Consider the following 13,203-nt stretch of genomic DNA (forward strand, 5'->3'; position numbering starts at 1 on the left):
TATGGATATCACCGTTGTGGGCGGTGGCCTCGCCGGATTGACCGCGGCCATCGCCGGCGCCGAGAGGGGCGCGAACACCACCCTGCTGGAGGCGCACCGGACCCTGGGCGGGCGGGCCCGCGCCACCGAGCCCCCGTACGTGGCCAACGAGGGGCCCCACGTGCTCTACGGGGACGGGGCCCCGTACCGGTGGCTGGCCGAGCGCGACCTGCTCCCGCCGCACCTGCGCCTTCCGGCGCGGGCCGCGCCGGGAGTGAGGTTCCGGTACCGGGGACGGCTCGGCATGCCGCCCGCCGGGCTCCTGCTGGCCGCCGCCCGCCGCGGGCTGCGTGCCCCGTACGACCGGGACTTCGGGTCGTGGGGCCGGGAGCGGTTCGGCACGGGGACCACCGGGGCGATCGCGAGCATGATGGGGGTGGCGCTCTTCGACGCGGACCCGTCCCGGCTGTCCGCGGAGTTCGTCTGGGACAGGTTCCTGCGGGTGACCGCGCCCGCGTGGCCGGCCGCCCGCTACATGGTGGGCGGCTGGACGTCGCTGGTCGGGTGGATGGCCGACCGGGCGCGGGAGCGCGGGGTGCGGATCGTGACGGATGCCCGTGTCGACTCCCTGGACGCGCTCCCCGACGGCCCGGTCGTCGTGGCGACGTCGCTGGCCGCGGCCCGCTCCCTGCTCGGGGACGACTCCCTGGAATGGGAGAGCGGGCACACCCTCATGGTGGACCTGGGGCTGCGACGGGGCCGGGACCCGTTCATCGTCTTCGACGGCGACGAGTGCGGGTTCGTGGAGCGCTACACGGCGGTGGACCGCACGCTGGCGCCGGAGGGCGAGGAGCTCGTGCAGGCCCAGGTCCCGGTGCGCCCCGGCGAGTCGAGGGCGCGCACCCGGGAGCGGCTGGAGCGGCTGCTGGACCTGGCTCTGCCGCGGTGGCGCGACCGGGTGACGTGGCGCAGGGACCAGGTCGCACGGGGGCGCACCGGTGCGCTGGACCTGCCGGGGCACACCTGGCGCGACCGCCCCGCGATCGACCGCGGGAACGGCGTCTACCTGGCCGGTGACTCGGTGGCGGCGCCCGGTCTGCTCGGAGAGGTGGCGTTCACCAGCGCCGTCGCCGCCGCCGAGGCGGCGACGGGCAGGAGGCCGGTCGGGACGCCCTGATCCCGGCCGGTCCCGCGACCGCCGGGCCGGGAGCGGGGACGGACCACCCCGGCCCGGCGGTCGGCGCTCCCCGGTGCGGAAGCCCCTCCTTCGTGAGAAACCTCCGCTCTCCTTCGGACTTCTTCTGCGAAACCCGCCGGTAACAGAGCGTGGGGCCGGATACTGGCGGTCATGATCAAGAGGAGGCAGTAGGTCTGTCATGACTACCAGGCATCCGGACGTACCCGAACGAGGTCTGACCGTGGACGACCTGGCGCACACACCGGACGACGGGCGCCGGTACGAGCTGGTCGACGGGCGGCTTGACGTGTCACCGGCCCCCAAACCCCTGCACAGCGTGGTCGACTCCCGGCTGACCATCCACCTGGGCAACACCGCCCCCGACGAGTTCGTCGTGCTCTCCGGTCCCGGGGTCAACCTCAACGGCGACCGAACACTCCACCGGATCCCCGACCTGGCGGTCTTCGACCATGAGCCTCCGGAGGAGGGCTACTTCGACATTCCGCCGGTACTCGCCGTCGAGATCGTCTCCCCGGAGAGCGTGCTCCGCGACAACCACACCAAACGGCACGAGTACGCCGCGTTCGGCATCCGGTCCTACTGGATCGTCAACGCGCTCGCGGACAAGGTCGGCCTGGTGGAACTGCGTCTGGAGGACGGCGTCTACCAGGAGGCCGCCCAGGTCCACGGCGAGGACGTCTTCGAGACCGACCTCCCCTTCCCGGTCAGGCTCGTGCCGCACTGGCTCACCGCCGGTGGTCCGTGGCGCGGGCGCATCGGCGGCGAGGCGCCCGAGGAGGGTCAGGCGACCCAGCGGTAGAGGTGCTCCGGGCGGCCCGCCGAGCCGTAGCGCATGCGCAGCTCGGCGCGGCCGTCCGCGCACAGGTGCTCCAGGTAGCGGCGCGCGGTCACCCGTGACACCCCCGCCCGTTCGGCGACCTCCGAGGCCGACACCTCCTCGGGCGCGTCGCGGAGGACCCCCGCGACCAGGTCGACGGTGGCCGAGGTCAGCCCCTTGGGCAGCGACCGGGCCGCCGGGGGCCGCAGCAGCCCGAACAGCCGGTCCACGTCCTGCTGGGTGGCCTCCCCGAAGGCGTCCATCTGCCGCCGCGCCACCGCGTACCGCTCCAGCTGGTCGCGCAGCGCGCTCAGCGGGAACGGCTTGAGCAGGTAGTGCACGGCCCCGCCGTGCAGGGCCGAGCGGACCTGCGCGATGTCGCGTACCGCGGTGATCATCAGGAAGTCGGTCTGCTGGGGCGCGGCGGCGGCCGCGGACGCGCGCAGCGCGCGCATCACCGAGATCCCGGAGGCGTCGGGCAGGTGCAGATCGAGCAGGACCAGGTCGGGCCGGTGGCCGTGGATCTGGGTGAGGGCGGCCGCGGCGGTGTGCGCGACCCCCACCACGGAGAACCCGGGCTGCGACTCCACCAGCTCCTGGTGGTTGCGGGCCACGCGCACGTCGTCGTCCACGACCAGCACGCGGATCACGACGGCACCACCGCCGCGGCCCGCACGGGCAGGCAGGCGGTGAACACCGCGCCCTCGTCGGCGTCGGGCGCCTCCATCTCGACACTTCCCTCTCTGCTCTCGCACACCTGTTTCACGAGCGCGAGTCCGAGCCCGCGCGTGCCGCCGTCCCGGGACGCCTTGGTGGTGAACCCGAGCCGGAAGATCTCCTCCGCCACGTCGTCGGCCACCCCCTGGCCGGAGTCGGTCACCCGGATCTCCAGCAGGTCGTGGGGCAGGCCGCCGTCGGCGGTGTGCAGGCGCACCATCAGCTCGACCCACCCGTGGGGGGCGGACGCCACCGCGTCGAGCGCGTTGTCGACCAGGTTCCCGAGGACGAGCAGTGCGTCGGAGCGTACCTCCCTGTCGAGGGCGGGGACACTCGTCATGGGCGAGAGCCGCAGGTCGACCCCCATCTCGGAGGCCTGCGCCGACTTGGCGATGGTGAGGGCCGCCACGGCGGGGTCGCGGACGTGCTCGGAGATGTCCGTGCTGGTGCGGGTGTGGGTGGCGGACAGGTCCGCCAGGTAGGCGCGGGCCTCGTCGTAGGCGCCGAGTTCGAGCAGGCCCGCGACGGTGTGCACCCGGTTGGCGAACTCGTGGGTCTGGGCGCGCAGACCCCGGGTGACGGTGCGGGCCCCGTCGAGTTCCCCGGTGAGCCGGTCGAGCTCGGTGCGGTCCCGCAGGGTGACGACCGCTCCCGCGTCCTCGCCGCGCACCTGGACCGGCATGCGGTTGGCGACCAGGATGCGGTTCCCGGCCAGCAGGAGCCGGTCGTCCCCCGGGTCGTCGCCGGAGACGATGTCGCGGACCCGTTCGGACAGGCCGAGTTCGTCGAGGTGGCGCCCCTCTGCGTCGTCGGGCAGGCCGAGCATGTCGCGCGCGGGCAGGTTGGCCAGGACGAGGCGGTCGGCGCCGTCCACCGCGAGGACCCCTTCGCGGACCGCGTAGAGCAGGGCCTCCCGGCTCTCCAGGAGCGCGGTGATGTCGGCCGGTTCGAGCCCGTGGGTCTTGGTGCGGACCTGGCGCGAGAGCGCCCAGGCCCCGCCCACGCCGAGGACCAGGACCACGGCGACCATGCCGAGGATCGCCGGGACGGAGGCGCGTACCTCGGTGGCGGCGCTGGAGGTGAGTATGCCGAGGGAGACGTAGCCGACCACGTCGCCCCTGGAGTCGCCGCCGTTGACCGAGCCGCCCCCGGAGAACACGGGGACCTTGGCCCGGACGGTGCGCCCCTGGGTCCCGTTCTCCACGCCGGTCCACTCCTCGCCCCGGGCGGCCGGCCCCGGCGGGGTGGACACGGTACGGCCTATGAGGTCCTTGTCGGGGTGGGTGTGGCGGATGCCGTCGGGGGAGGCGATGACCACGAAGTCGGCGTCGGTCGCGGCGGCGACCCGGTCGGCGAGCGGGTCGAGGACGGTGCTCGGCTCGGCGGTCTGGAGGCCGTCGACGACCTGGGGCATGACGGCGACGGAGCGGGCCACGCCGAGGACCCGTTCGGTGTACTGGCGGTCGGTGGCCCGGTCGAGGTGGACCGCCCAGAGGGTTCCGACGGCGGCCAGGGCCACCGTCAGCAGGAGCACGTAGCCGATGAACAGGGAACCTGTGAGCGAGAGGCGGCCGCGCGCGGGGAGCGTGGTCATGTGTCCTCCAGTCGCCTTCGCCGGGGTGCGGGGACCCGGCCGGGCAAACGCCCAGGTGGGCGTGTCACGAACAATACGACCAATATGCCCCCAGTTTTAACAAAGATCTGACATCGGCGTGCCCCGGGTCACACTGTGGCCTGGATCTCCTCGTCGCAGACGCGCCGGGGAGGCCCGTGATGCCCTGGACGACCGAAGAGGAGAGCACCCATGCGCGATCGCGGCGTGCTGTTCCGCGTGGGGGGCGGGCTGTGCGCCCTCCTCCTCGTGGGGACGGCGCTGTTCGACGTGCGGCAGAGCGCGGCGTCGGGGAGCGGCCAGCAGGAGAAGCTCCTGCTGATCGCCCCCGCCGGACCCGGCGGAGGCTGGGACACGCTGGCCCGGGAAATGCAGAACGGGCTGCGCGAGGAGGACCTGCGCTTCAACGTCGAGGTACGCAACGCGGAGGGCGCGGGCGGCACGATCGGCCTCGCGCAGACCGCGGGCCGCGAGGGCCAGGCGAACGTCCTCACGATGACGGGCCTGGGCATGGTCGGCGCGGTGGAGACCACCGGTTCGCTGTACACGATGGAGGACGCGACCCCGATCGCGCAGCTGGCGTCGGAGTACCTGGCCGTGGTCGTGCCCGCCGACTCCCCGTACGAGACCCTGGACGACCTGGCCGGGGACTGGCGCGGGCGGTCGGGGACGCTGCCGGTCGCCGGCGGTTCCATGGGCGGTGTGGACCAGATCTTCGCCGCCCAGGTGGCCCGGTCCATGGACATCGCCCCCGGGGAGATCAACTACCTGCCGTACTCGGGCGGCGGCGAGGTCCTGACCTCGCTGCTGTCGGGGACGTCGGAGGTCGGCTTCGGAACGCTGGGCGACTTCAGCGACCAGGTCGACGAGGGCGGACCGCTCCGCGCGCTCGCGGTCTCCTCCCCCGAGCGGATGGACGGGGTGGACGTGCCGACCCTCGCCGAGCAGGGCTACGACGTGGAGATGTCGAACTGGCGCGGGGTCGTCGCCCCTCCCGGGCTCACCGGGGAGGAGGCCGACCGGCTGGAGGGGCTGGTCCGGGAACTGTTGGCCTCGGACGCCTGGGCGGACACCCTGGAGCGCAACCGGTGGACCGACACCTTCCAGCCGCGTGAGGAGTTCGGGGAGTTCCTCGACGCGGAGGTGGCAGTGACGCAGGAGACCGTAGAGGAGTTGGGGCTGTGACGGCCGACAGCGAGCAGTCGGTCCCCGGGACCGCCGGGGAACCCGGGCCGGGGACGGCGACCGTGACCGAGGAGTCCGCCGGAACCGGCGCCGCCGGGGCGGACGGGGCCGCTGCGGCGCCGGAGACCCCGGAGGCCGGGGCCGGGCCGGAGGCCGGGGAGGCCCCGGACCCGGAGACCGCGCCGTGGAGCGGACCGGCCATGTGGGTCGTCCCCGCCCTGGTCGCGGCCCTGGGCGCGGTCTGCCTGTGGGGCGCGTTCACCGTCGAGGCGCCGCCCAACGTGACCCGGCCCGGACCGGCGGCCTTCCCCGGGGCGGTCGGCGGCCTCCTGCTGCTGGTCGCCGCGTGCCTGAGCGCGGTCAACGTGCGCAACCTCCGGTCGGGCGCCGGCTCCGGCGGGAACGGACTCGCGTGGTTCGAGGGCCGCCCCGTGCTGCTCATCCTGGCCGGGCTGGTGGTGCACATCGCCGTGCTGGAGTACGTGGGCTGGCTGCTGTCGGGGGCGCTGCTGTTCTGGGTGGTGGCCTACGCGTTCGGCGCCCGCGCCCACGTGCGTGACGCCGTGGTGGCGCTGTCGATGTCCGCGGCCGTGCAGGTCGGCTTCTCGCTCGGGCTCGGGCTGAGCCTGCCCGGCGGCTTCCTGGAGTTGGTGCTCTGATGGACGCTCTTCCCCTCCTCCTCGACGGGTTGGTCTCGGCGCTGACCCCGATGAACCTCATGTGGGCCTTCCTCGGCGTGCTGCTCGGCACCGCCGTGGGCGTGCTGCCGGGTCTGGGCTCGGCGATGGCGGTGGCGCTGCTGCTGCCCGTGACGTTCCGGCTCGACCCGACGAGCGCCCTGATCCTGTTCGCGGGCGTGTACTACGGCGGCATGTTCGGCGGGGCGACCACGTCGATCCTGCTGAACACCCCCGGCCAGGCGTCGTCGATCGCCACGACCTACGAGGGCCACAAGATGGCGCTCAAGGGCCGTGCCGCCCAGGCCCTGGGCACCGCGGTCATCGGCTCGTTCGTGGCCAGCGTCATCGGCACGCTGGTGGTGGCCCTGTTCGCCCCGGTCATGGTGTCCCTGGCGCTGAACTTCGGCCCGGGCGAGTACTTCGCGCTGACCGTGTTCTCGTTCGTCGCGGTCGCCGCGGTCGTGTCGGGCTCGGTGCTGCGCGGGCTGGCCTCGCTGCTCATCGGCCTGGCCATCGGCATGGTCGGCATCGACGGCCAGAGCGGCGCCGCGCGCTTCGACTTCGGGTCGTCGGCGATGCTGGACGGGATCGACATCGTCGTCGTCACCGTGGGCCTGCTCGCCCTGGGCGAGGTGCTGTACGTGGCGGCGCGCGGCAGTTCCGGTGCGGACCTGTCCGCGATCCGCACCGGACGCGCGTGGCTGAGCCGCCGGGACTGGGCCCGGTCGTGGAAGCCGTGGCTGCGCGGCACCGCCCTGGGCAGCACGTTCGGCCCGATCCCGGGCAGCGGCGCGGAGATCCCGACCTTCCTGTCCCTGGGTCTGGAGCGCAGGCTCGCGGCGCGCCGGGCGAAGCGCAGGGGCGTGCCGAACGAGTTCGGCGGGGGAGCGATCGAGGGCGTGGCCGGGCCGGAGGCCGCGAACAACTCCAGCGCGGCCGGCACGATGGTGCCGCTGTTGGGGCTCGGGCTGCCGACCTCGGCGACGGCCGCGATCATGCTGGCCGCCTTCCAGCAGTACGGCCTCCAGCCGGGGCCGGTGCTGTTCGAGCGCAACGCCGACCTTGTGTGGACCCTCCTGGCGAGCCTGCTGATCGGCAGCGTCCTGCTGCTGGTCGTCAACCTGCCGTTCGCGCCGCTGTGGGCGAAGCTGCTGAAGCTGCCCAAGCCGTACCTGTACGCGGGCATCACGCTGTTCTCGGTGCTGGCGGTGTACGCGATCAACACGTCGGTGGTGCACCTGGTGATGCTGCTGGGGGTGACGCTGCTCGGCCTGGCCATGCGGACGTTCGGCGTCCCGGTGGCACCCGCGCTCATCGGCGTCGTGCTCGGCCCGATCGCGGAGACCGAGTTCCGCCGCGCGCTGGCCGCCTCCTCGGGCGACCCGTCGATCCTGGTCGGCAGCGGTATCTCGATCACCCTGTACGCGCTGGTGCTGCTGGCGGCCGTGGTCCCGGTGATCGCCGGGCTGCGGCGCCGCCGCGCCGCGCGCGGGCAGGAGGCCGCGCCGGAGCGGGAGTCCGCCGACCTCGGCTGACACCTCCCACCGCGTCCGTCCCCGCGGCCCCCGGCTCCGACCGCCGGGGGCCGCCGCCGGGGAGGGCCCTCAGGCGAGCACCTTGGCGACGTACCCCTCCAGCCGCTCCTCCAGCCCCTCCGGCGGTGCCTCCTCCCCCCCGGCCAGGTGCTCCACCAGGTCGGCGCGGACGGCGGCCAGGAGCGCGTGGGCGGTGAAGTCGGCGTCGGGCGCGCCCGGGATCCCGCGCACGGCGTCCCGCAGGAGGGTGTGCCACCACGTGTAGGGCCCCGCCCGGTAGGGGCTGTTCCCGCCGCCCGTCTCCAGCGCCAGCGCCAGGTGGCGGTTGTCGAGTTTGAACCGCAGAAGTGCGGCCATGAGCGCCGGAACGCGCTCGCGCGCGGGGGTGTCGGGGCCGAGGGGCGCGGGCCCTTCGGCGACGGCCTCGCGCAGGGGGGCGATCCGTTTCTCCATGAGCGCCTGGATCAGGCCGTCGCGGTCGCCGAACCTGCGGAACAGCGTGCCCTTGCCGACGCCCGCGGCCGTCGCGACGTCGTCCATCGACACACCGCCGGGACTCGTGCTCGCGGCGAAGAGCCGGTCCGCGGCGGCGAGCACCGCCTCCCTGTTGCGCTGCGCGTCGGCGCGCTCCCTGCGTGGGTTCACTTCCACTCCCCCTGCGAGACGGGCCCGCCGCTTCAAACGGACCAATGGTCCACATCCTAGGGCGCGCCGGGCTCCCGCGTCCGACGCCCCGGCTCGGACCGGAAGGGCCGCGTGTCCGGCCCCGGGCCCTCCGGGTCAGCCGGCGGCGCCGGTCTCCAGTGCGTGAAGGCGGGTGTAGGCGTACTCCGGCACGGGCCGCCCGGCGAGCCCCTCCCCGCCCCCGCCGGAACCGTCCTCCCCTGCCGCCGCGGTCCCGGACGCGCCCCCGTGCACGGGGAGGGGCCCGGCCAGGCGGCGGTGGCCGGGCTCGCCCGGCCCGGTCAGCAGGAAGACCTGGCGCCGGCCCCCGTTCCGCCCGGTCCCGAGCGAGTCCTCGACGACCTCGGCGATCCTGCGGTCCCAGGGGTCGCGGGTGCGGCGCAGCCGGATCGCGCCCCGCTCGGTCCACTCCACGTTGTCCCGGCGCAGGAGGACCCGCGGGAGGTCCGGGGCGATCATGTCGTCCACGCGGAAGGCCATGCGGTCGACCCCGGCGAAGGCCCGTCCCGCCCGGGTGACGTGGGCCCGGCAGCGTTCGTAGAGGAACAGCGCGCCGGGCGCCGAGACCACCAGCGTGTCGTCGGGCGTGGCGGGGCGCTGCGCGTAGACGTCCATGGTCCGGCTGCGGCTTCGGAGCCAGCGCCCCGCGGCCGGGTCGACGAACGCCGCCAGCTCCGCGACCTGGCGGACCTCGAACGGGAAGTCGACGCCGAGCACCGAGTCGTGGTGGGCGATCCGGTTGCGGAACCGGCGGACCCCCTCCGCGGTGGCGGCCACCTCCGCGCGCCTCCCGGACGACCCGGGGAAGGCGCGGTGCAGGCAGGCCCGCCACAGCTCCTCGTACCCGGGCCCGAGCATCCCGGACCAGAACCCGAAGCTCATCGCGGCGACGACCTGGTCGCGTGTCTCCCGCCCCTCCTGGCGGAGGCGCTCACGGACGCGGCCGGACGCCTCGGCGACGTACTCGCCGCCGGGAACGGGGAGCAGGAACCAGGGGATGCCCCGCTCGGCCTCCCGGAAGTGGGCCCTGAGGACCCTGTCCATGCCCCCTCTGAGCAGGACCTCCAGGTGGGCGATGTCCTCGAAGGCCGCCGCGGACACGCGCGCGCCCCACTCGTACAGGGCGAGGGCGCGTACGCGGTCTCCCCCGGCCAGCGCCAGGTAGGGCGCGAGGCGCGGGGCGGGGACCAGGCCCAGGACGGCGTCGGTGTCTGCTTCGACGGAGGACATCGGCCGATGCTACTGTCCTGGGGAACGCCCCAGTGCCGCCTCTGCTGACACGCGCCTGGGGCTTTTCCCTTCCCTCCTGCCGCCCCGGTCCGGCATGCCTGCGTACGGGCCCGTCCCGGCGCGTCCCGGCGCGTCCCGCACGCGCTGCGCGTCCCGGACCGCCGCGGCGTGTCGGCCGCCGGTCAGGCCGTGGCCCTGGGCAGGGTGATCGCGACGCAGGTGCCCGAGGGCCCGCTGTCGATCCCCACCCGGCCGCCCTGGGCCCGGACCAGGGAGCTGACGACCGCCAGCCCCAGGCCGGAGATGCGGCCGGCGCCCTCGTCCCGCGAGGTCACGAAGGGCTCGAACACGTGGGGCAGCAGCGCGGGGTCGATGCCCGGGCCGTCGTCGGACACCGTGAGGACGAGGGAGTCGCCCTCGCCGCGGGCGGCCACCGTGGCGCGGGTGCCCTCCGGGTTGTGGTCGACGGCGTTCGCGACCAGGTTGGCCAGGCACTGCTCCAGGCGTGACTGGTCCCCGAGCAGCACGTCGGGCGGCGGCTCCTCCAGGGTGACCGCGCCGGCGTAGGGCAGGGAGCCCAGCCGGGCGCGCACGGCGTGGAACAGGTCGGGCAGGAACACCGCCTCCACCCGGACGTCGATCTCGTCGCCTCCCCGGGCGACCGCCATGAGGTCCTCCAGGACCCGGCGCAGGCGGTCGAGCTCGGCGCGCACGACGGCCGCGTCGGCCGTGCCCAGCAGTTCCAGGTGCCCCTCCGCGACGGCGAGGGGGGTGCGCACCTCGTGCGAGATCGCGGCCAGGTAGCGGCGCCGGTTGGTGTCGGCCTGCTCGATGCGCACGAGCATCTGGTTGATCTCGGTGGCCAGTTCGGCGATCTCGTCGCGGGTGGCGGGCACCGGTACGCGGGTGTCCAGGTCGGAGGGGGAGATGGCCTTGGCCGCCTCGGAGACCTCCCGCACGGGCGACAGGGTGCGCCGCACCACCAGCCAGAGCGCGATGCCGCCGCCGACGACGCCGACCCCGCCGGCGAGGGCGGAGAGCAGCAGGACCGTGGCCGCCGTGTCGCGGGTGGAGTCGAGGGGGGCGACGACGGTGACGACGGCGAGGGGGACCCCGGCCCCGTCGGCGACCGCGGTGTCGAGCACCCGGACCGGGCCGGCGTCGGTGTCGAGGGTGCGGATCGTCCCCGGCTCGGGCGCGGGGGCGTCGCCGCCGCGCATCAGCCCGGCGACGCGGGTGGGGCCTCCCGTGCTCTGCAGGCGCGCCCCGTTGGCGGTCACCAGCGTCACGTGGCGGGCTCCGCTGGGGCGTACGGCGAGCGCCTGCCGTGCGGCGCGCTCCGCCTCGGGCCCCGAGACCACCCCGTCGAGCCCCGCTGCGGCGGGGACCTGGTCGGCGAGGGCGTCGCCGACCAGCTCCGACTCCTCCCGGAGCAGGCGGTCGATGTCGGTCAGGCCCGAGACGCGCACGAGTTCGTAGGTGAGCAGGGCGACGCCGCCGATGACGAGGGCCATGACGAGCAGCGACCGCAGGACGACGCGGCCGGTGAGGCTCACCGGCCGCCTCCGGCGAGGCGGTAGCCCGCGCCGCGGACGGTCTGGATGCGGTCGGCGCCGAGCTTGCGGCGCAGCTGGCTGACGTAGACCTCGACCACGTTGGAGGCGCCGTCGAAGTCGTAGCCCCAGACGCGGTCGAGCAGCTGGGGCTGGGAGAACACCTGTGAGGGGTGGCGGATGAGGACCTCCAGGACGCCGAACTCACGGGTCGACAGGTTGACGGTCCGGCCGTCGACGGAGGCGGTGCGGGCCCCGAGGTCGAGCACGACGCCTCCGGCCGCCAGCACGTCGCCGCGCTCCTGTCCGCCCGTGCGCAGGCGCGCCCGGACCCGGGCCAGGAGCTCGCTCACGCTGAAGGGCTTGACCATGTAGTCGTCGGCCCCGGCGTCGAGGTTGGCCACCCGGTCGCTGACCGCGTCCTTGGCGGTGAGCACGATCACGGGGACCGAGGGGCGGCGCTGCCGCAGGCGGCGCAGCACCTCCTCCCCCGGGATGCCGGGCAGTCCCAGGTCCAGGACGACCAGGTCGACGTCGGGGGACAGGGCCATCGTCAGCCCGTCGATCCCGTCCGCGGCCGAGAGCACCTGGTACCCGGCCGTCTCCAGGCCCCGCCGCACGAAGGAGACGATGCCCTCCTCGTCCTCCACCACCAGAATCGCCAACGCCGTGTCCTCTCCGCCCGTGGTCCCCCTACCTTGGCAGGGACCGATGAACCGTTCCTGAGAGCCACATGAAGACGTTCTTCAGGTGGCTTTCAGGACTCCATCATCTTGCCGCCGCATGCTTGGGGCAGTAGAAACCTTCGAGCAAAGGGAACGCCGATGCAGCGCAACACCGTCATCCTCCTCTCCTCCGCCGCCGCGGCCGGGCTGCTGGCCGTCGGCACGATCGGCTACCTCGTGGTGGACGACCCCGAGCAGCAGGTCGACTCGATCAGGCTCACCGGCGTGACCTCCGGCTCGGCCCCCTCGGCGAACGGGGCGGACGCGGCGGAGCAGAACCCCCCCTCGACCCAGTCGGTGGACGGCCTGGAGCAGCTCGTGGGCGAGCTGCGCGCCGACGGTGACGACGACGGTGACGGCGACGACACCGACGACTGGACGGTGTCCGGTGTCGAGGTCGACTTCGGCCCCGAGGAGTGGCTGCTGACCGGCCCCGAGCTGGAGGACTTCGACGGCAACGGCACGGTCCAGCCGCTCCTGGACGAGCTGCGCGGCCTGGAGGGCACCGAGGTGACGCTGGGTGTGCGCTACGAGGCCGACGACGACCGCGACGACGCCGACGTGTACACCGTCAACGGGCTGGCCTTCCGGGACACCGACGACGGCCCGGCCCCGTGGCAGAACACCGGCGGGCAGGCCGAGGCCGACCGCGACACGGTGTCCGCGAACGCCGCCGAGGCGGTCGGCGAGGGCGCCCGCACCGTCGAGGTCGAGCGCCAGGACGAGGACGGCTGGGACGGCTGGGACGCCGAGGTGCTCGACGCCGGCGGCCAGGAGTACGAGGTGATCCTCGACGCGGCCGGCGAGGTCGTCGACGTGCGCGCCGAGGACTGACCTGCGAGGACCCCGTGCGGCCGTCCCGCGGCCCGTCCCCGCGTCCGCGCGGTCGGGGCCCCGCCCTCCGAGGAGGGCGGGGCCCCTTCATGTCGTCCGGTCGTCCGGTCTTCGGGCCCGGGGACGGGGCCGGTCGCCCGGCACGCCCCGGCCGGACCGACCGGGGCGCCGCCGGAGGCCGGCACGGCAAGGCGGCGTCCCCCGGAGCAGGCAGGAGGGGGTCGGGTACCCTCGTCGGGCCAGTCGAACTCCACTTCGTGGGGTCAGGGAACCCGGTGGGAATCCGGGACTGACGCGCAGCGGTGAGGATGACGGGCGGGCACGTCTGGGGAGAGCTCCCCGGGACAGCCACTGGGGCACGGCTCCGGGAAGGCGCTCCGCACCGGTCGAATCCGAGTCCGAAGACCTGCTGGCACCGGCGGCCACGGTCCGCCGAGTCATCCGCGGGCTCCGC

Annotated in this window: 12 protein-coding genes and 1 riboswitch; of the genes, 6 read left to right on the forward strand and 6 right to left on the reverse strand. The window is 74.4% G+C overall.

Going from position 1 to position 13,203, the window contains the following annotated elements; translation table 11 throughout:
* Position 1 precedes the first annotated feature (1 nt).
* Both ACQPYD_RS29270 and ACQPYD_RS29275 read left to right on the forward strand, forming a co-directional pair.
* Positions 2-1,156, forward strand: a complete 1,155-nt coding sequence (locus ACQPYD_RS29270) for an FAD-dependent oxidoreductase (RefSeq protein WP_433698598.1) — start codon at positions 2-4, stop codon at positions 1,154-1,156.
* Between the two features lie 199 nt (positions 1,157-1,355).
* A complete protein-coding gene (locus ACQPYD_RS29275) occupies positions 1,356-1,976 on the forward strand; it encodes a Uma2 family endonuclease (RefSeq protein ID WP_433698599.1) in 621 nt (206 codons plus the stop codon).
* Here ACQPYD_RS29275 and ACQPYD_RS29280 read toward each other — a convergent pair.
* Entirely contained in the window at positions 1,958-2,644 is a 687-nt protein-coding gene (locus tag ACQPYD_RS29280) for a response regulator (protein WP_330161870.1), read from the reverse strand. The genes ACQPYD_RS29275 and ACQPYD_RS29280 overlap by 19 nt on opposite strands.
* A complete protein-coding gene (locus ACQPYD_RS29285; protein ID WP_433698600.1) occupies positions 2,641-4,305 on the reverse strand; it encodes an ATP-binding protein in 1,665 nt (554 codons plus the stop codon). Before ACQPYD_RS29285 ends, ACQPYD_RS29280 begins: the two co-directional genes overlap by 4 nt.
* Before the next feature lie 210 nt (positions 4,306-4,515).
* On the opposite strand from ACQPYD_RS29285, the gene ACQPYD_RS29290 reads away from it, so the two are divergent.
* The 3 genes from ACQPYD_RS29290 to ACQPYD_RS29300 are packed head-to-tail and all read left to right on the forward strand — an operon-like array spanning position 4,516 to position 7,723.
* The gene (locus ACQPYD_RS29290) at positions 4,516-5,508 is read left to right on the forward strand and encodes a Bug family tripartite tricarboxylate transporter substrate binding protein (RefSeq protein WP_433698601.1); all 993 of its coding nucleotides are present in this window, start codon (positions 4,516-4,518) and stop codon (positions 5,506-5,508) included.
* The gene (locus tag ACQPYD_RS29295; protein ID WP_433698602.1) at positions 5,505-6,167 is read left to right on the forward strand and encodes a tripartite tricarboxylate transporter TctB family protein; all 663 of its coding nucleotides are present in this window, start codon (positions 5,505-5,507) and stop codon (positions 6,165-6,167) included. Before ACQPYD_RS29290 ends, ACQPYD_RS29295 begins: the two co-directional genes overlap by 4 nt.
* Entirely contained in the window at positions 6,167-7,723 is a 1,557-nt protein-coding gene (locus ACQPYD_RS29300) for a tripartite tricarboxylate transporter permease (protein WP_433698603.1), read from the forward strand. Before ACQPYD_RS29295 ends, ACQPYD_RS29300 begins: the two co-directional genes overlap by 1 nt.
* Positions 7,724-7,792: 69 nt before the next feature.
* On the opposite strand, the gene ACQPYD_RS29305 is transcribed toward ACQPYD_RS29300, so the two are convergent.
* The 4 genes from ACQPYD_RS29305 to ACQPYD_RS29320 form a co-directional block, all read right to left on the reverse strand.
* Entirely contained in the window at positions 7,793-8,368 is a 576-nt protein-coding gene (locus ACQPYD_RS29305) for a TetR/AcrR family transcriptional regulator (protein WP_433698604.1), read from the reverse strand.
* A 135-nt stretch (positions 8,369-8,503) separates the two neighbouring features.
* Positions 8,504-9,637, reverse strand: coding sequence for a hypothetical protein (locus ACQPYD_RS29310; protein WP_433698605.1), 1,134 nt, complete (start codon positions 9,635-9,637; stop codon positions 8,504-8,506).
* Between the two features lie 182 nt (positions 9,638-9,819).
* A complete protein-coding gene (locus tag ACQPYD_RS29315; protein WP_433698606.1) occupies positions 9,820-11,193 on the reverse strand; it encodes a HAMP domain-containing sensor histidine kinase in 1,374 nt (457 codons plus the stop codon).
* A complete protein-coding gene (locus tag ACQPYD_RS29320; RefSeq protein WP_433698608.1) occupies positions 11,190-11,855 on the reverse strand; it encodes a response regulator transcription factor in 666 nt (221 codons plus the stop codon). The genes ACQPYD_RS29315 and ACQPYD_RS29320 overlap by 4 nt, the downstream gene beginning before the upstream one ends.
* 159 nt (positions 11,856-12,014) lie before the next feature.
* Here ACQPYD_RS29320 and ACQPYD_RS29325 point away from each other — a divergent pair, with 159 nt between their 5' ends.
* Entirely contained in the window at positions 12,015-12,749 is a 735-nt protein-coding gene (locus tag ACQPYD_RS29325; protein ID WP_433698609.1) for a PepSY domain-containing protein, read from the forward strand.
* 224 nt (positions 12,750-12,973) lie between these two features.
* A riboswitch (cobalamin riboswitch) is annotated at positions 12,974-13,177 on the forward strand.
* Positions 13,178-13,203: the final 26 nt, after the last annotated feature.

It is taken from the genome of Nocardiopsis sp. CA-288880, from assembly GCF_050955985.1.
GTDB classification, from domain to species: Bacteria; Actinomycetota; Actinomycetes; order Streptosporangiales; family Streptosporangiaceae; genus Nocardiopsis; species Nocardiopsis tropica.